Source organism: Streptomyces sp. NPDC050528 (assembly GCF_044457795.1).
GTDB lineage: Bacteria > Actinomycetota > Actinomycetes > Streptomycetales > Streptomycetaceae > Streptomyces.
Genome location: NZ_JBITHH010000010.1, coordinates 1 through 17,324, shown reverse-complemented (window position 1 = coordinate 17,324; position 17,324 = coordinate 1). Strand labels below are relative to the sequence as shown.

19 protein-coding genes are annotated in these 17,324 nt (G+C 70.3%); 6 read left to right on the top strand and 13 right to left on the bottom strand.

Annotation, left to right across the window (positions count from 1 at the left end; genetic code table 11):
- Positions 1–22: 22 nt before the first annotated feature.
- On the bottom strand, positions 23–751 hold the full coding sequence (locus ACIBK4_RS31480; protein WP_399000134.1) for an SDR family oxidoreductase: 729 nt from the start codon (positions 749–751) through the stop codon (positions 23–25).
- A 76-nt stretch (positions 752–827) separates the two neighbouring features.
- On the opposite strand from ACIBK4_RS31480, the gene ACIBK4_RS31475 reads away from it, so the two are divergent.
- Positions 828–1,205 carry a MerR family transcriptional regulator gene (locus ACIBK4_RS31475; protein WP_399000132.1) on the top strand — a complete coding sequence of 126 codons (378 nt, stop codon included), beginning with the start codon at positions 828–830 and terminating at the stop codon, positions 1,203–1,205.
- 40 nt (positions 1,206–1,245) lie between these two features.
- On the opposite strand, the gene ACIBK4_RS31470 is transcribed toward ACIBK4_RS31475, so the two are convergent.
- Positions 1,246–2,277 carry a glycoside hydrolase family 6 protein gene (locus tag ACIBK4_RS31470; protein ID WP_399000129.1) on the bottom strand — a complete coding sequence of 344 codons (1,032 nt, stop codon included), beginning with the start codon at positions 2,275–2,277 and terminating at the stop codon, positions 1,246–1,248.
- 176 nt (positions 2,278–2,453) lie between these two features.
- Between ACIBK4_RS31470 and ACIBK4_RS31465 the strand changes: the two genes are divergently transcribed.
- Positions 2,454–3,206 (top strand): ANTAR domain-containing protein, encoded by a 753-nt coding sequence (locus tag ACIBK4_RS31465; protein ID WP_399000127.1) that lies wholly within the window; start codon positions 2,454–2,456, stop codon positions 3,204–3,206.
- A gap of 281 nt (positions 3,207–3,487) precedes the next feature.
- On the opposite strand, the gene ACIBK4_RS31460 is transcribed toward ACIBK4_RS31465, so the two are convergent.
- Together ACIBK4_RS31460 and ACIBK4_RS31455 are read right to left on the bottom strand one after the other, a co-directional pair.
- Positions 3,488–4,171, bottom strand: coding sequence for a class F sortase (locus ACIBK4_RS31460; protein WP_399000125.1), 684 nt, complete (start codon positions 4,169–4,171; stop codon positions 3,488–3,490).
- 5 nt (positions 4,172–4,176) lie between these two features.
- On the bottom strand, positions 4,177–4,722 hold the full coding sequence (locus tag ACIBK4_RS31455; protein ID WP_399000123.1) for a hypothetical protein: 546 nt from the start codon (positions 4,720–4,722) through the stop codon (positions 4,177–4,179).
- Positions 4,723–4,878: 156 nt separating this feature from the next.
- Between ACIBK4_RS31455 and ACIBK4_RS31450 the strand changes: the two genes are divergently transcribed.
- Complete coding sequence (locus tag ACIBK4_RS31450; protein WP_399000121.1) at positions 4,879–5,658, top strand: HAD-IIA family hydrolase; 780 nt, start codon at positions 4,879–4,881, stop codon at positions 5,656–5,658.
- A 3-nt stretch (positions 5,659–5,661) separates the two neighbouring features.
- Here the strand turns inward: ACIBK4_RS31450 and ACIBK4_RS31445 are convergent, their stop codons facing one another.
- From ACIBK4_RS31445 to ACIBK4_RS31405, 9 genes are all read right to left on the bottom strand, one after another.
- Entirely contained in the window at positions 5,662–6,717 is a 1,056-nt protein-coding gene (locus ACIBK4_RS31445) for a 2-aminoethylphosphonate ABC transporter substrate-binding protein (protein WP_399000118.1), read from the bottom strand.
- 51 nt (positions 6,718–6,768) lie between these two features.
- Positions 6,769–7,566, bottom strand: coding sequence for an ABC transporter permease (locus tag ACIBK4_RS31440; RefSeq protein WP_399000116.1), 798 nt, complete (start codon positions 7,564–7,566; stop codon positions 6,769–6,771).
- The gene (locus tag ACIBK4_RS31435; protein WP_399000114.1) at positions 7,553–8,413 is read right to left on the bottom strand and encodes a 2-aminoethylphosphonate ABC transporter permease subunit; all 861 of its coding nucleotides are present in this window, start codon (positions 8,411–8,413) and stop codon (positions 7,553–7,555) included. Before ACIBK4_RS31435 ends, ACIBK4_RS31440 begins: the two co-directional genes overlap by 14 nt.
- The gene (locus ACIBK4_RS31430; protein ID WP_399000112.1) at positions 8,406–9,452 is read right to left on the bottom strand and encodes an ABC transporter ATP-binding protein; all 1,047 of its coding nucleotides are present in this window, start codon (positions 9,450–9,452) and stop codon (positions 8,406–8,408) included. The genes ACIBK4_RS31435 and ACIBK4_RS31430 overlap by 8 nt, the downstream gene beginning before the upstream one ends.
- Positions 9,449–10,135 carry a phosphonatase-like hydrolase gene (locus tag ACIBK4_RS31425; RefSeq protein ID WP_399000764.1) on the bottom strand — a complete coding sequence of 229 codons (687 nt, stop codon included), beginning with the start codon at positions 10,133–10,135 and terminating at the stop codon, positions 9,449–9,451. The genes ACIBK4_RS31430 and ACIBK4_RS31425 overlap by 4 nt, the downstream gene beginning before the upstream one ends.
- A gap of 8 nt (positions 10,136–10,143) precedes the next feature.
- Positions 10,144–11,268, bottom strand: a complete 1,125-nt coding sequence (locus ACIBK4_RS31420; RefSeq protein ID WP_399000110.1) for a TIGR03364 family FAD-dependent oxidoreductase — start codon at positions 11,266–11,268, stop codon at positions 10,144–10,146.
- A 131-nt stretch (positions 11,269–11,399) separates the two neighbouring features.
- On the bottom strand, positions 11,400–12,155 hold the full coding sequence (locus ACIBK4_RS31415) for a GntR family transcriptional regulator (protein WP_399000108.1): 756 nt from the start codon (positions 12,153–12,155) through the stop codon (positions 11,400–11,402).
- A gap of 31 nt (positions 12,156–12,186) precedes the next feature.
- Positions 12,187–12,999, bottom strand: coding sequence for a hypothetical protein (locus ACIBK4_RS31410; RefSeq protein ID WP_399000106.1), 813 nt, complete (start codon positions 12,997–12,999; stop codon positions 12,187–12,189).
- A gap of 208 nt (positions 13,000–13,207) precedes the next feature.
- The gene (locus ACIBK4_RS31405) at positions 13,208–14,488 is read right to left on the bottom strand and encodes an ROK family protein (RefSeq protein ID WP_399000762.1); all 1,281 of its coding nucleotides are present in this window, start codon (positions 14,486–14,488) and stop codon (positions 13,208–13,210) included.
- A gap of 101 nt (positions 14,489–14,589) precedes the next feature.
- Here ACIBK4_RS31405 and ACIBK4_RS31400 point away from each other — a divergent pair, with 101 nt between their 5' ends.
- From ACIBK4_RS31400 to ACIBK4_RS31390, 3 genes are all read left to right on the top strand, one after another.
- On the top strand, positions 14,590–15,675 hold the full coding sequence (locus ACIBK4_RS31400) for a Gfo/Idh/MocA family oxidoreductase (RefSeq protein WP_399000104.1): 1,086 nt from the start codon (positions 14,590–14,592) through the stop codon (positions 15,673–15,675).
- On the top strand, positions 15,672–16,190 hold the full coding sequence (locus ACIBK4_RS31395) for a heme-degrading domain-containing protein (protein ID WP_399000101.1): 519 nt from the start codon (positions 15,672–15,674) through the stop codon (positions 16,188–16,190). The genes ACIBK4_RS31400 and ACIBK4_RS31395 overlap by 4 nt, the downstream gene beginning before the upstream one ends.
- An 81-nt stretch (positions 16,191–16,271) precedes the next feature.
- Entirely contained in the window at positions 16,272–17,150 is an 879-nt protein-coding gene (locus ACIBK4_RS31390; protein ID WP_399000099.1) for an LLM class F420-dependent oxidoreductase, read from the top strand.
- The last annotated feature ends 174 nt before the right edge of the window (positions 17,151–17,324 follow it).

The window sequence follows — 17,324 nt, the reverse complement described above, 5'->3', positions numbered from 1 at the left end:
TCCGTGCGGCCTGAGGGGTTCCTCAGGCCGCCATCAGCGCCGCCAGGGCGCGGTCCATCGCGGCGTTGAACTCCTCCGGCGTCAGCGGCAGTCGGGACTTGATGTCCCGGCTCCACTGGTCGGCGAGGACCTCGGCGGAGCCCGCCTCGACACCGTCGAGCACCGCGTCGGCCAGGTCCGACGGCGCGATCTTGGCCACGGGCCAGCCCGCCGCCATGTCGGTGTCGGCCAGGCCGAGGTGTACCGCTGTGACGAGCGTGCCCTGCTCGGCGAGTTCCAGGCGGACGCCGTTGGTCATGGCCCAGGCGGCGGCCTTGGTCAGGTGGTAGGCATTGGCGCCCTGGCCCCCGAACCACGACATGGCGGAGAGCACGTTGACGATCGCGCCCCCGCCGTTCCCGGCGAGCGCCGGCGCGAACTCCCGGATCATTCCCAGGTGGCCGAACATGTTGGTCTCCAGCTCGTGCCGCACCGCGTCCAGCGAACCGGTCACCAGATTGGTCCCCGTCTGGATCCCCGCGTTGTTGATGAGCAGCGAGACGTCCGGGGCGGCCTCGGCGGCGGCCCGCACGGCTGCGGGATCGGCGATGTCGAGGGGCAGCACCTCGACCCCGGGGAGGTCCACGGTCTCCGGTCGGCGGGCCGTCGCGTAGACCTTGCGGGCGCCCCGTTCGAGCAGGCGCTGGGCGAAGGCGCGGCCCAGGCCGCGGTTGGCTCCGGTGACAAGGGCGACGGAGTTGTTGATGTCCATGGCCGTTACGCTAAAACCTGACACCAACGTCAGGGGCAAGTGCCGGCCGTCAGGGCCAGGGGTGAGAGGAATCACCATGACTGTCGCAGTGGCCGCGGCCGAGCGGTTGATCCGCATCGGCGAGGTGGCACGAGGTGCCGGCGTCTCCGTGCGCGCCGTGCGCTACTACGAGCAGCAAGGGCTGCTCGTCGCGGAACGCAGCCCGTCCGGCCAGCGCCTGTACCGGCAGGACGCCATCTCCCTGGTCCGCTTCGTCCAGCAGATGTACGCCGCCGGCCTCACCAGCCGGAGGATCACCGAACTCCTGCCGTGCTTCGACTCCGGGCACACCGACGCCGAGCAACGAGCCATGCTGCGAGCCGAGCGCGAGCGCATCCAGGCCAAGGTCGACGACCTGCAAGGCGCCCTGGACCACCTCGACAAGGTCATCGCGATCACGGACACACACCCGTAGACGCGGTCGGCCGGACGTCTCGTCAGCGATCCGACCGACCTCAGTGGTGGGAGGACTTGGCCAGCTTCAGCGCGTAACTCGGCCACCACTGGCCCGCCTTGGGGCCGCCCTTGCACTCGCCGTCCGACTCCCCCGGGCGTTTGATCCACAAGTACGCGTCCACCAACGGGTCCGCGGTCTTCGTGGTCGGGGTTTCGCCCAACGCCCGGCCCGGCGGGTTGCACCAGTTCTCGTCCGCGTCGCCGTCCGTATACGGTCCGTTGCCGTTGCGGCTGGTGTCGATGACGAAGTGTTTGTTGCCGGTCTTTGACGAGAGCTGTTTGCCGTAGGCGATGGAGTCCTGGGTCGAGTAGAAGTTGGAGACGTTGACCGCGAAGCCGTCGGCCTTGGTGATGCCCGCTCGTTGGAGGGGCTGGTAGATCTCGTCCGGGTGGCCCCAGCCCGCGTTCCCGGCGTCCAGGTAGACCTTCGTGTTCTTCAGGGACTTGAGCTCGGTGATCGCGTAGGCGAGCAGGTCGTAGCGCTCGGCCTGGAACTGGGCGGGGGTGCAGCCGTCCACCAGGTGCAGGAGTGCGTCCGGTTCCAGGATCACGGTGGCCGAGCGGTCCGCGATGCCCTGTGCCACCGCGTCGATCCACCGGCGGTACGCGTCGCCGTCGCCCGCTCCGCCCTGGGAGTACTGGCCGCAGTCGCGGTGCGGGATGTTGTAGAGGACCAGGAGTGCGGTGCGGCCGGCCCGGTCGGCGGCCTCGGTGAAGCCCTGGGCCTCCGCCTTCGGGTTCTCCGCGCCGATCCACTCGCCGGTCGGCTGTTCGGCGATCTTTCTGATCTGCTCGGCGTCGGCCGTCTTGCCGGCCTTGACGTAAGTGGCCAGCTGGCGGGCCGCGTTGGTGTCCGGGTTGACCCAGATCGGGTCGGCTCCCTCGGCCTGCTGAGTGATCTTCGCGTTCACGTCGGGCTTCTTGTCCCCGTCCCCCGAGGAGGAGCACCCCGCCATCAGCAGGGCCGCCCCCAGGACCAGCGCCGACGTCCGTGTGCCGAAGGGGACCGGGGTCCCCTGGCTGCCGTACATCCAACTCCCCCTTGGCTGTACCGATCCAAGGGTCAATCGTGACATACGCGGCGTGCCGCCCACGAGAACGCCCGCGGTGTTGTCGGACGGCTGTTACACCTCCGCCCCTCGGGGTAGACGCGCTGCCTAGGGTCTGTCCGGCGGGCTCTGTCCGGGGGCAGGGGAAGGTGGCCGTCATGCACCACACGTCCCGCGAGGGCCGGCTCGCCGCGGCGCTGGTGGAGGCCGCCGACACGCTGACGGAGACCTTCGACACCGGGGACTATCTGCGACGGCTCTCCGATCACTGCGTGGAGCTGCTGTCCGCCCGGGCGGCCGGGATCATGCTGATCGACGGCGGGCGCGCGGTGTCGCTGGCCGGGAGCGGGTGCCGGGAGGAAATGGCGCTCGAACTGCTGGAGGCGCAGCGCGGTGGTGGGCCGTGCCTGGAGAGCTACGGCTCCGGGCGGCCCGTTCCGCCGGTGGCGATCAGCGTGGCCCATGCGGCCGCCCGCTGGCCGGAGTTCACCGAACGGGCCCTGCGGCACGGCATCGTGGCGACCTTCGCGGTGCCGGTGCGCCGGGGGGACGTTCTGCTCGGCGCGCTCAATGTGTTCGTGCCGACGCCGCCCAACGGGGAGTCCGAGAGCGGGCGTTCGGAGCTGGTGGTCGCGCAGGCGCTCGCCGACGCCGTCGCCCTGGGGCTGGAGAATCACCGCGCCTACGCCCAATCCCGGTGCCTGGCCGGGCAGTTGCAGGAGGCGTTATCGAGCCGGGTGCGGATCGAGCAGGCCAAGGGGATGCTCGCCGAACGCTGGCAGGTCGGTACCGACGAGGCGTTCATCGCGCTGCGCGGGCATGCGCGGCGGCGCCGCATACCGCTGGACCACGTGGCGCGGGCGGTGGTCGAGGGAGGCGTGGCCGACGTCGTACCGCGCCCAAGTCCGTAGGTCCGTACGGGACTTGGTGGATCGACAGTGACCAGTGCATATGACAGAGAGCAACTGTTGTGAGACATGGCGTTATTCGCCCTCTAGGCCCGGACGCCCATTCGTTCTAGAGTCTTTCTCAACGGCCCCGGCCCCCGGCCAAGAGCACACCTTCCACCACTGGTTTTCCAGACCTCCCGCGCTGTTCGCCGGGTTACTCCCGCAGCCCGTGCGCGTGCGGTTGAGGACCAGCCCGGTCGGCGGCTTCAAGGGGGGAGCAGGTCGTCGGCCGGGCCCGGTTGTCACAGTCCGGTGCCGGTGAGGTAGGCGGACACGATCACGTTCGCGGTGTAGCTGCGGCTGGCGCGGTCGAAGGTGCCGCCGCAGGTGATCAGGCGGAGTTCGGCGCGGCCCGACTGCCGGGTGCCGTAGGCCTGTTGGGCGTCGAAGTGGGCGCGGGTCAGGACGCGGACGTCGTCGACGGTGAACTCGGCGACCTTGCCGTCGTCGCGGATCACGCGGATCGTGCCGCCCGGGCGGAGCGTGCTGAGCTTGTAGAAGACGGCGGGCCGGGTCTCGGTGTCGACGTGCCCGACCATCAGGGCGGTGCCCGCGGCCCCCGGTCGTACTCCACTCCCGTACCAGCCGACCACGCCCGCCTGGTCGAACGGCGGTGGGTCGATCGCGCCCTGCGCGTCGAGGCCGCGGGCCACCACCGGTGCCTGGACGGCGAGTTGGGGGATGTCGATGCGCTGGGGCAGCGCGTTGCCCAACGGCTTGGCGGCGGGCGGGAGTTCGGCCTCCGGGGGCCGTCCGACGGCCGCCATGTCACCGGTCGCCGGTGCGGATATGCCCTGCCGGATGTCGGTCAGGTCCTGCCCCCACAGCCAGAGCCCGAGCAGCAGCACGGCCCACGCGACCCCGGTCAGCAGCCGCCCGGTACCGGCGGAACGCCCGTGCTCGACGGGCCGGTCGTGATCGAACATGACGGTCAGCCCGCCCTGCGGCTCCGGCGGGCGCTGCGCAGCGCCACGGCCGTCGCGGCGACACCGGCCAGCAGGAGCCCCACCACCGCGTGCGCGGTCCCGGGCCCGGCCGCCCGCGCGTCCACGGCCGCGAGGTGCGCCGTACCCCCACCACCCGCGTGAACGGGAGACACCGGCGAGGCAGCCGCGGACGGCAGCCCGGACGGCGCCTGGGACGCATCCGCCACGACCTTGATCGCGCCCTTCACCGTCACGCTCCCGCAGGTGATCTTCACGTCGTAGCTGCCCGGCTCCAGCGAGGTGCGGACCCGGGTCTCACCGGCGAGGGTGCCGGCCGTGCCGACGAGTTTGGCGTCGGCGACGAACGCGGCGGACGCGGCCGAGCCCGTCGTACCGGCACAGCCGCTGATCCTGAGCGCGACGTCGGCGCCGGGGGCCGGGGAGGCTGGGGTCACCGTGACACCGCCTCCGTCCGCCGCGTACGCCGTCGGGGTGAGCGCCGCGAGGACCACCGCGACACCCGCACAGAGTGTGACTTTCAGTGAACCCATCGTGAACCTCCAGATATCTGGAGACTCCTCCTCGGACCGGGCACCCGCATCCTCAGCCACGCCCGGCTGCTCCGTATGGGGGACGCCGACGGAAGGTGCATAGCATGGTCACCGCACATGCCACCTCATGTCCGCGTACCGCAGGAGTGCCCACCCATGACAGAGCGCAAGCCCATCGAATCGTGGCTCACCGACATGGACGGGGTGCTGATGCACGAGGGCGTCCCGGTGCCCGGCGCGGACGCGTTCATCAAGACGCTGCGCGAAAAGGGACGCCCGTTCCTGGTCCTCACCAACAACTCGATCTACACCGCGCGCGACCTGCACGCCCGCCTCAACCGGATCGGTCTCGACGTCCCGGTGGAGAACATCTGGACCTCGGCCCTGGCCACCGCCGCCTTCCTGGACAACCAGCACCCCGGCGGCACCGCGTATGTGATCGGCGAGGCCGGCCTGACCACGGCACTGCACGACGCGGGCTACGTGCTGACCGACTCGGACCCCGACTTCGTGATCCTGGGCGAGACCCGGACGTACTCCTTCGAGGCCCTGACCAAGGCGATCCGGCTGATCAACGACGGCGCCCGGTTCATCGCGACGAACCCCGACAACACCGGCCCCTCGCCCGAGGGCGCCCTGCCGGCCACCGGGTCGGTGGCCGCGCTGATCACCAAGGCGACCGGCAAGGAGCCCTACTTCGTCGGCAAGCCGAACCCGCTGATGATGCGGTCGGCGCTGAACACCATCGGCGCGCACTCGGAGACCAGCGCCATGATCGGCGACCGCATGGACACGGACGTCCTGGCCGGACTGGAGGCCGGGATGGAGACGTTCCTCGTGCTCACCGGCCTGACGACGAGGGGCGATGTGGAGCGCTATCCGTACCGCCCCACGACGGTCGTGGAATCCATCGCGGACCTGGTCGACCTGATCTGAGACTCAACTGCCGGTCGCCGACTGCCAGTCCTCGACGTACGACGTCAGGTTCTTGTCGATGTCGGTCCAGTCCGGCTGGAAGATCTCGACGCCGGTCATGAGCTTGGTCAGGGCGGTGGCGTTGGCGTCGGTGGCCTTGACGTCCTGACGGGCGCTGAAGCCGCCGCCGACCGAGCTGACCTGCTGCTGGGCCTTGAGGCCGAGCATGAAGTCGAGCAGCTTCCTGCCGTTGGCGCTGTGCGGGGCCTTGGTGACGAGCCCGGCCGCGTACGGCAGCGCGAAGGTGGTGGGCTTGCCGCCCTGCTTCGCCGGGAACCAGATGCCGAGGTTCGGCATGGTCTTGGACTGGGCGTAGTTCATCTGCACATCGCCGTTGGCGACGAGGAGTTCCCCCTTGTCGACCTTGGGCGCGAGCTTGCCGGTGGAGGCGGAGGGGCCGACGTTGTTGGACTGCAGCTTCTTCAGATAGGCGAGGGCCGCGTCCTTGCCACCGAAGTCGTGAATCGCCTTGATCAGTACGGCGGTTCCGTCACCGGCGACTCCGGGCGTGGAGTACTGGAGCTTGTTCTTGTACTTGCTGTCGAGCAACTCGTCCCAGGTGGTGGGCGCTTGGCCGAGCTGCTTCTTGTTGTAGACGAACCCGAAGTAGTTGTTGACGACGGACGTCCAGGTCCCGTCGGCGGCCTTGTCGCCACCGCTCACCTGGTCGGCTCCGGCCGGGCTGTACTTCTGCAACAGCCCCTTGCTGTCGGCCTGTTGGATGAACGGCGGCAGGGTCACGAGCACATCCGCCTGCGGGTTGCTCTTCTCACGGACGGCACGCTGCACCATCTCGCCGGAGCCGCCCTCGACGTACTTGACCTCGATCCCGGTCTGCTTCTGGAAGTCCTTGAAGACCTGGTCGTACCAGCCGTCACCGTTCTCGCCCTTGAGCCCGTCGGCGCTGTAGACGGTGACGACCTTGGCATCGGAGGCGGCGGAGGTGCCGCCGCACGCGGTGAGCAGCGGGGTGGCACAGAGCGAGACGGCTACGGCGATCTTGAGTGCGTTTCTGGGCATGGCGAGGCCAACTCCTGGCGTGGTGAGGTCAGTTGAGGCTGTACTTGCGGATCAGCGGTACGCGGCCCGATTGCGGACGCGCGAGACGACGAGCAGGACGAGCAAGGTCGCCGCCATCAGGACCACGGCGAGCGCGGACCCGGCGAAGAGGGCGCCGCGGTCGGTGGCCGAGTAGATGAGGACCGGAAGCGTGGTCCAGTCGGGCGGATAGAGCATCATCGTGGCGCTCAACTCGCCCATGGACAGGGCGAAACAGAGCCCTACGGCGGCGGTGAGCGCCGGCATCAGCAACGGCAGCCGGATCCGCCACAGGACGTACAGCGGCCGGGCGCCGAGAGAGGCGGCGGCCTGTTCGTAGGCCGGGTCGAGCCGGACGATCGCGGCGGACACGGACTGGTAGGCGAAGGCGGTCACGAGCACGGTGTGGGCGAGGATCACGATCCACCGGGTGCCGTTGAGCAGCATCGGCGGCTTGGAGAACGCGACGAGGATCGCGAGCCCCACCACGACGGAGGGCACGGCCACCGGCAGCACGAACAGGGCGTCCATCACCCGGCGTTGACGCTTCTTGAGCCCGGCGGCGGCAAGCGCGGCCCAGGTCCCGATGCCGAGCGCCAGCAAACTCGCGGTGAGAGCGGTGACCAGGCTGGTGGTGAGCGCCTGGAGGGCCTCACCCCGGGTGGCGGCGGAGTAGTGGGAGGTGGTGAAACCTGAGGGCAGGACACCGGACCAGTTCGTGGCGAAGGACGCCCCGAGGACGACGAGGAGGGGCAGCGCGAAGAGGGGCAGGAAAAGCACGGCGAAGACCAGCCACACGGCCCACTTCGCCTTGCGGCTATGCACCAACACGACGGCTCACCACCCGGTAGAGCCCGTAAAGCCCCACGGAAATAAGGACGTTGACGACGGCGACCACACACGCGCCCGGGTAGTCCGACTCCAGGATCGCCTTGCTGTAGACGAGCATGGGGAGGGTCGTGACCCCTTTCGCGCCGGTGAACAGCACGATCCCGAACTCGTTGAGACAGAGGACGAGCACGAGGCTTCCGCCGGCGGCAAGCGCGGGGAGCGCCTCCGGCAGGATGACCTGCCGGATGATCCGGGGCGCCTTGGCTCCGAGACTCGAAGCCGCCTCCAACTGCGCGGTGTCCAACTGCGAGAACGCGGCGAGCAACGGCCGCATCACAAACGGCGTGAAGTAGGTGACCTCCGCGAGCAGCACACCCCAGGGCGTCGCGAGGAACTGGAACGACCCGACGATGCCGGTGGTGCCGTAGATGAAGAGCAGGGCGAGCGTGATCAGGAAGGAGGGGAAGGAGAGGTAGACGTCGATGAAGCGGGCGACCGTCCTGGCTCCGGGAAAGGGGACAAAGGCGATGATCAGTGCCAGCACGAACCCGAGGACCAGACACCCGATGGTCGAGACGACGGCGATCCAGACGGTGGTCCAGAGGGCGGTACGGAACAACTCCGAGGAGAAGACGTCGGCGTAGGGCTGGAAGGACGTCCCGTCGTTGTCGGGCTGAAAGGACTGCTGAACAACAAGGGCGAGTGGGTAGAGAAAGAACACCCCGAGCAATGCAACAGGCGCCAGGACGATACCCAAGGGGCGCGGGGCTGTATTTGATTTGCGGCTACCGCCGCGTGGGCGCGACCAGCCCCCACCGGCCCGCACCCAACGAACAACCTCACTCATCGCCAACTCCAGCAGACAGCAACACCGCATCCTCCGGCGCGAAATGCAACGTCACCGCATCCCCATACACAGGCGGCTTCTTCAGCTCCGGCACGTCAGCCATGACCCGCCGCCCATCCACATCGACGTAAAGCCGATGAGTGGCCCCGCGCCACTGGATCTCCCGTACGACACCGGCGAGTTGATTGGGCCCCTCCCCCAGCCCGACGAGATGCGGCCGTACACACAAGGTCGCCTCCCCGCCGGAAACAACCCCCCGCACCTCAACCCGCCGCTCCCCAAAGAACACCCCCCGCTCCCCCACAGTCACCGGCAACAAATTCGCGCTCCCGACAAACCCCGCCGTGAACTCACTCTTGGGCGCCCGGTACAACTCCCGAGGCGACCCACACTCCTGAAGCCGAGCCCGATCCATCACGGCAATCCGATCGGCCAGAGTCAGCGCCTCAACCTGGTCATGGGTGACGTAGAGGATCGAGACATCCGGCAACTCCCGGTGCAGTCGGGCAAGTTCACCCAACATCCCGGACCGCAGCTGCGCGTCAAGCGCGGAGAGCGGCTCGTCCAGAAGAAGAACCCCGGGCCGGATGGCCAACGCCCGCGCAATCGCCACGCGTTGCTGCTGCCCACCGGACAACTCCCGCGGATGGCGCTGCGCATACTCCCCCATACCGACCATCTCCAGCGCCTCGGAAACCCTCGCCCGGATCTCCCCACGCGGCACCTTCTGCGCCTTGAGCCCGAACGCCACGTTGTCCTCGACGCGCAAGTGCGGGAACAGCGCATACTGCTGCACGACCATCCCGACCCCCCGCCGATACGGCGGCAGGTCGGTGACATCCCGCCCACCGAGGAACACCCGCCCCGACACCGGCCGCACAAACCCGGCGACCGCCCGCAACGCGGTGGTCTTGCCGGACCCGGACGGCCCGAGGAGCGCCATGACCTCACCGGGTTCGACGGTGAGATCGAGGGCGTCAAGGACGACCATGCCGTCGTAGGCGACGGTGACGGAGTCGAAGCGGATGCCGTTCGTCATGCGAGGGCTCCGGGCAACTGGCCTACGCCAGCGAGGACTTGACCCGCCCCCGCCGCCCGCAACGCGTCCGCGCCGTGCGCACCGGTCAGCACACCGGCAACCAGCCCCGCCCCCGCCCGAACCCCGCTGAGCATGTCGTACGAGGTGTCACCGACGACGGCGACCTGCCGTACGTCGTCGGCAACTGACGTACGCAGAAAGGCAGTCAGCACCATGTCCGGGTAGGGGCGCCCCCGGCCACCCGCGTCGGCGGGGCACAGTGTGAGGTCCGCGAGGTCCTGCCAGCCGAGCGCGGCCAGGATCGCGTCCTGGGTGGTGCGGGCGAAGCCGGTGGTCAACACGACCGTACGGCCTTGGGACTTGAGGGTCTCGATGGTCTCGCGGGCGCCCGGCAGGGCGGCGACACGACCGCCGTCGACGAGATCGGCGTACGCCGCTTCGAAGGCCTTGTTGGCGTCCTGGGCCTTGGTCTCGTCGCCGAAGAGATGGCGGAAGACGGAGATCTTGGACTCGCCCATGGTGGCGCGGACGTAGTCGAGCATGTCGGCCGGTTCCGCACCCAGGTGCCGGGCGGCCGCGGCGAACGCCGCCTCGACCAGGCCGCCGTCGGCGACGGTCGTGCCGGCCATGTCGAGGACGACGAGACGGATGTCGGGTGTCGTGGGGTTCATCAGGGAGGTCATGGGGGTGGTCACCAGTCCAGTTCGTTCGCGGTGGTCTCGGCGATCGCCGGGGAGCAGGTCATGCCGCGCCCGCCCGGTCCGGTCACCAACCACACGCCGTCGCGCACCTGTTGGCGGTGGACGACGCGGGCGGGGTCGGTGCACTGCGCGTACACGCCGGCCCAGCGGCGGCGGATCTTCGGGAGGGGGCGCCCGAGGAACGACTCGACGACCTCGGCGAGATGGTCGTAGGGCGCCTCGGTGGTGTCGAAGGCGAAGGGGTGCTCGTACTCGTGGGTGTCGCCGATGGTCAGTCCGCCGTCGGCGCGCTGCACCATGAGGAGTTGCATGGCGTGCGCGGCCGGGGTCGGCAACTGTGGCTGTTCGGCGTTGAGTTGGTCGAGGGCCTGGCCTCGGTAGGCGGGGTAGTAGCGGAAGCTGTCCGCGTCGGCGATCGACGTGGTGAGCGGTTCGCCGAGCGGGTCGGTCTGCATCATCTGCAACCGGACGCGGCGGACGGGGAGTTCGGGTCCGGCGAGTTCGCGGACGAGCCCGCCGAGCCAGGCGCCGGTGCACAGTACGACCACGTCGGAGGCGTGCACGTCGCCGTGGTCGTCGCGTACCGCGTGCTCGCCGATCACCTCGCGGACCTCGCGGCCCGGCAGGAAGGTGTAGTTCGGGGACTTCGACAGTTCGGCGCGCAGGGCGAGTTGGGCGGTACGGGGTTCGACGGCCGCGTCGCGCTCGCAGTACAGGGCGGCGGTGAAGTCGCCGCGCAGAGCGGGGTTCACGGCACGGGCCTCGCCGGGGGTGAGGAGCTTGTAGCCGCGCGCGGCCGAGTCCTCACGGGCTACGGCGGCCTCGGCGACGGCGAGTTCGCGGTCGCCCCTGACCGGGGTCAGCGACCCGTTGGCCCGGAAGCCGAGCGCCGGGACGCGGGCCCCGATCTCCTCCCACAACTCCCGTGCGCGCAGGGCGGTTTCGAGCTCTTCCCCGCCCGCGCGGCCACTCACCCAGATCTGCCCGAAGTTGCGCAACGAAGCGCCGCGAGCCTCCGCCTCGCGCTCGATCTGTACGACCTCATGGCCGCGTTCCACTGCTTGCCAGGCGTGCATGGTGCCCACCACGCCGCCTCCGACGACTGTCACTCTCACGACGGCCACGCTCCTCGGGATCCGGGAACCGGAAAGGTCCGGCTCCCAACGAAAGCGTGAACGACCCATCACGTTTGGGCTAGACCCGTTATCTATCCGTGATAAATGACGGTGCTGCGGCAGAGGTGGGTTCAGCCGCTGTGGTGCGTGGTGAAGGAGAAGCGGTCGCCCCGGTACAGGCCCCGGACGCGTTCCAGCGGCTGCCCCTCCGTGTCCCTCGACACCCGGTGGATCAGCAGCATCGGAAGGGCGGGCGGGGTGCCGATGAGGAGGGCCTCGCGGGGGGTGGCGAGCACGGTCTCGATGCGTTCGTCGGCGTCGCCGAAGTGGATGCCGCGCGCGTTGAGGTAGCCGTAGAAGGAGGAATCGGGCTCGAAGTCCGTGTCGAGTTGCGGGACTCGGGCGACGGAGACGTAGGTGCTTTCGAGGCCGACGCGCTCGTCGTCGGCGAGCAGGACGCGCTCCAGGTGCCAGACGGGTTCGCCCCGGGTCAGTCCGGTCTCGGCGGCGAGGGCGTCGGTGCAGGGGAACCGGTCGAGCGTGACGAGGCTGCGGCCCGGGGTGCGCCCCTGCCGCCGTACGCCCTCGGTGTAGCTGGCCAGGGACAGCGGCTGTTCCAGCTTGGGACCCGCGACGACCGTGCCGCGCCCCTGCCGGCGCAGCCTGCCCTCCAGCACGAGTTCGCGCAGCGCCTGCCGCACGGTCTCGCGGGCGACCTCGTACCGCTCGGAGAGGTCGCGCTCGGTGGGGATCAGGCTGCCCTCCCCCAACTCGTCGACGAGCACGGCGATTTGAGCCTTGACCGCGTAGTACTTGGGGATGCGGCCGTGCTCCGGGATGCCGGAGCGGACGGGGGCGCCGGGAGCCTGGTCGTTCGGGTAGTCCACGCGTAGATCGTCGCAGAAGCGGCGCCCCGCGCTAGCGCCGCCTCCGGGACACCAGCAGGGCGCCGGTGGTGACGAGGAGGACGGACGTGGCGGCGAGGACGAGATGTTCGGTGCCGATGCCGGTGCGGGCGAGTTCGTCGGTGAACGAGAGGTCCCCGTCGGCCGGGGGCGAGGGTTCGGTGGACGGGGCGGAGGTGGCCGTGGACGTGACCGGGGCGGTGGGGTCGGCGGGCTCGACGTCGAAGCGGTAGTCGTTGGACTGACCGATCCAGTCCCCGTCGTCGGCATGCCGTTGTACGACGGCCGCGTCGGCGGTGATCTCGTTCGCGACGGCGTCCGGGGCGAGGGCGAGGCGCACCTTCACCGTGAGGGTCTTGCCGGGGTCGACGGTGAAACCCGGGAAGCCGTCGTCGAAGACGCCGACGAGTTCGGCCTCGTCGGTCTTCTCGAAGTGGACCGGGTAGGGGCGCGGGCGGGTGCCGTCATAGAACTCCAGCTTGGGCTGGGACGGTTTCAGAGCGCGCTGTTGGTCGACGAGGACGACGACCGGGTGGATCGCGGTGCAGCGGCGGGCGGTGGTGTTGGTGAGATCGAGATACCAGGTGCCGTAGCCGCCACCGGCCGTGTAGGTGTCGGGACCGTCGTGGATGCGGGTGGTGAGGGGGAAGCTACGGGCGTCGGGGGCGGCGCAGGCGGGGGCGGCGGCCGTTACGTGGGCGGGAGCGGCGGCGCGGGCTGCCGCCTGGGACGGTGGCGCGGCGGTGATGAGGAGGGGGGCGGCTGCGGCGAGGCAGAGGGACAGGGGTGTGCGCAGTGGGGTGCGCGGTCTCAGGGGCAGTCGCATAAGCACATGAGCGTGCCGGACGGGGGCCGCCGATCGAGGGTGCCGTGCCGAGCGCGGGGCGCGAATGCCTCGAACGGGGGCGGGGGGAGGTCTGTTCGGCGGACGTGTCGCAGATCCGGGGGAAGGGCCAGGCCTCTCCGGACCACTTGCCCCCCTCGCCTCTCCGGACCACTTCCGCCCCCGCTTCTCCGGCCCCCCGACGGCCCGGCTACCCGTCCGCCCGTCCGAACAGCGGCCCCAGCAGCAGCTGCGCCGCCCCCTCGGCAACACCCCGCGCCCCGCCGGGAGCGACCCGTACGGGTACGGCAGCCTCGCGGGCGCCTTCGCGCCGGGCGCGTTCGTCGAGGACGGTGGCGACTCCGCGTACGAAGGGTTCCGGGTCGGCTGCGACGGTGCGGCCGCCCAGCAGCACGAGGTCGATGTCGAGCAGGCCCACGAGATTCGCGGCGCCGGCACCGAGCACCCGCGCCGCTTCATCGAGGTCGCCGCGCGCTACGGCGGCCAGGCACAGGGCCTCGATACAGCCCCGGTTCCCGCAGTCGCAGGGTGGCCCGTCCAGCTGGATCACCTGGTGCCCGAACTCCCCGGCCCCGGTCCGCGCCCCCCGGTGCACACCCCCACCGATCACCAGCCCGGCACCGAGCCCGGTCCCGAGATGCAGATAGGCGAAGGACCCGCCCTCCCCGGCCACGGCCAGCCCCAACGCGGCGGCGTTCGTGTCCTTGTCGACGACGACGGGCACCCCGAGCCGCCGGGCGAGCGCGTCCCGCAACGGAAACCCGTCCCACTCGGGAAACCCGGTGACCCGGTGCAGGATCCCGTGGGCGTGATCGAGGGGCCCGGGGAGGGCCACGCCGACCCCGAGCAGGTGAGCGTCGGCGAGGGAACGGGGCGTTGCGGACGGCGAGTTGGAGGGGCGCACGGGATCAGCGGGAGGGCGCTCAATGCCCACGGCAGCCACATCGCCAGCCTCCGCACCGGCAACCTGCGAGCCGCCCCCGACCCCGCCCCCGGCCGATACCCCCACTCCCCCCACCACCATCTCGACCTCCCGGGCAACCGCCTCCACAACAACCCCGGCCCCCGCCCCCAAATCCAACGGCGCGCCCCGCTCCCCCACCACCGCCCCCGTGAGATCCACCAGCACCACCCGCAACTCGTCCCGGTCCAGATGCACCCCCACCGCATGCCCGGCCTCCGGCACCAACCGCAGAACCGTGCGCGGCTTGCCGCCGGTGGACGCGCGCCGCCCCGCCTCCGCGGCGAGCCCGGAGTCCCGCAACCGGGCGGTGATCTTGCTGACGGCCTGCGGGGTGAGCCCGGTGCGCTCGGCGAGTTCGAGCCGGCTGATCCCCTCCACACCGGCCGTCCGCAGCAGATCGAGCACCAACGCGGCGTTATGACTCCGCACGGCAAGCAGATTCGCCCCCACGGCACCCACACCCGCACCCGCCCCTACACCCCGGGCCGCCGCCACACCCCGGCCCACCCCCGTCGTCCGGGCTCCGCTCCCACCCCGCGCACTGTTGTCCACACCCCCATTGTCCCCACCACTTGCACTTTGGCAACAGCGTTGCGAAAGTGGAGGGCATGACTGGACGCACCACTCGCACACCTCTCCGCGTCGGCCTCGTGGGCTACGGCCTCGCGGGCTCCGTCTTCCACGCCCCGCTGATCGCCGCCACCGAGGGCCTGACCCTCGACACGGTCGTCACCTCGAACCCCGAGCGGCAGGAACAGGCCCGCGCGGAGTTCCCGGACGTCCGCACGGCCGCGACCCCCGACGAACTGTTCGCCCGCGCCGACGAGTTGGACCTGATCGTCATCGCGTCCCCGAACAAGACGCACGTCGCGCTCGCGACGACCGCCCTCAAGGCCGGCCTCCCGGTCGTCGTGGACAAGCCGATCGCCGGCACCGCCGCCGAGGCCCGCGACCTGGCGGCCCTCGCCGAGGAACACTCCCTCCTCCTCTCGGTCTTCCAGAACCGCCGCTGGGACAACGACTTCCTGACCCTGCACAAGCTGCTGGCCGAGGGCGAGCTGGGCGACGTCTGGCGCTTCGAGTCACGGTTCGAGCGCTGGCGCCCGCAGCCCAAGGGCGGCTGGCGCGAGTCCGGCGACCCGGCAGAGATCGGAGGTCTCCTCTACGACCTCGGCAGCCACGTCGTGGACCAGGCCCTGGCCCTCTTCGGCCCCGCCACCTCCGTGTACGCCGAGTCGGACATCCGCCGCCCGGGCGCGGAGACGGACGACGACACGTTCTTCGCCCTGACCCACACGAACGGCGTCCGCTCACACCTGTACGTCTCCGCGACGACCGCCCAACTCGGCCCGCGTTTCCGCGTGTTGGGCTCCAAGGCGGGCTACGTCAAGTACGGCCTCGACCCCCAGGAGGCCGACCTGCGCGACGGCAGGCGCCCCGGCACATCCGCCACTTGGGGCCAGGAACCCGAGTCGCTCTACGGCCGTGTAGGCGCCGGCGAGTCCCCTCTCACCGGCGGTGGCCGCCCCGAGCCGACCCTCCCCGGCGACTACCCCGCGTACTACGCGGCCGTCGCCGCCGCCCTCCGCGACGGCGCCCCCAACCCGGTGACCGCCCTGGAGGCGGCCGCCGCCCTCGACGTACTGGAAGCCGCGCGCCGCAGCGCCCGCGACGGAGTGACGGTGACCCTGTGACCCAGCACAAGCCCTCGATCACCCAGCGGATCGCCCCCGAGATCACCCCCACGGTGGAGGAACTCGAAGCGCAGGAACGGCACTTGGTGTTCCAGCGCTTCACCTACGACGACGCGTGGGCCCTGGGTTCCCTCCTCGTGGAACGGGCCCGCGAGAGCCAGGCCCCGGTCGCCATCGACATCCGGCGCGGCGGCCAGCAGCTCTTCCACGCGGCACTGCCGGGCTCGGTTCCGGACAACGACGCGTGGATCGACCGTAAGCGCAAGGTCGTCGAACGCTTCGGCGCGGCCTCCTACTTGGTCGGCACCCGCTACCGCGCCAAGGGCACCACCTTCGAGGACTCCTCCCGCCTGGACCCCGACGAGTACGCGGCCCACGGCGGCTCGTTCCCGATCAGGGTCGAGGGCGTCGGCGTGATCGGCACGGTGACGGTGAGCGGTCTGCCGCAACTCCAGGATCACCGGTTCGTGGTGGCGGCGCTGGAGCAGTTCCTGGACGACGAACGACGGGATTGAACGACGGGATTAAGCAGGACCCGCCCCCGGTTGGCACTGTCCACAGGTACAGACGGCCGGCCAGCGGAAGGAACAGCAGCGATGAGCAGCGATACGCCGAAGAAGCTGAGGGAAACGGTCGGCCGGTACGGCATCTGGAGCGTGGGCCTGCGCTCGGAAGACCCGTCCCGGCGCGGCGAGTTGGCGGAGGCCGCGGCGGAGCTGGAGCAACTCGGCTACGGCGCGGTCTGGTTGGGCGGCAGCAGCGCCGCCCGGCACGCCGTACCGCTCATCGAGGCGACCTCGACGCTCGCCGTCGGCACCAGCATCCAGAGCATCTGGCAGTACGACGCGGCCGAAAGCGCCGCGGACTTCGCGGAGTTGGAGGCGGCCCACCCCGGCCGCTTCCTGCTCGGCCTCGGGGTGAGCCACGCCAAGCTGGCGGACCAGTACCGCCGCCCGTACTCGGCACTGGTGACCTACCTGGACGCCCTGGACACCGCCGGAGTCCCCGCCGACCGCCGCCTCCTGGCCGCCCTGGGCCCGAAGACCCTGGAACTGGCCCGCGACCGCTCGGCCGGCTCGATCCCGTACCTGGTGACACCGGAGCACACGGCCAAGGCCCGCACGATCCTGGGCGAAACCCCGCTCCTGGCCCCGGAGTTGAAGGTAGTCCTGGAAACGGACCCGACCCGAGCCCGCACCCTGGCCCGCGACTACCTGTCCATGTACCTGACCCTCCCCAACTACACCAACAACTTCCTCCGCAACGGCTTCACCGAGTCCGACCTGGCGAACGGCGGCAGCGACCGCTTGGTGGACGCGGTCTTCGCATGGGGCAAGGACTCCTCGATCCGCGCAAAGATCGACGCCTTCCTGACGGCGGGCGCGGACCACGTAGCCCTACAGGTGGTGGACGCCAGCTCCCGCGAAGACCTCCCCCGAGAGGCATGGCGCAGGCTCGCCTCTCTACTGACCTGAGTCTTTTAGGGGCGCGGGGAACTGCGCGACCAGCCACAGCGCACGCGCACCCGCAAACAACGCGCAGTCCCCCACCCCTTAGGTTCTGTCCGGCGGATCATGTGACTGTCGGGTTGCCGGCTCGTTGGTCTCGGCATGGGGCGGGGTGATCTGACGAGCGCGGAGTGGGTGCGG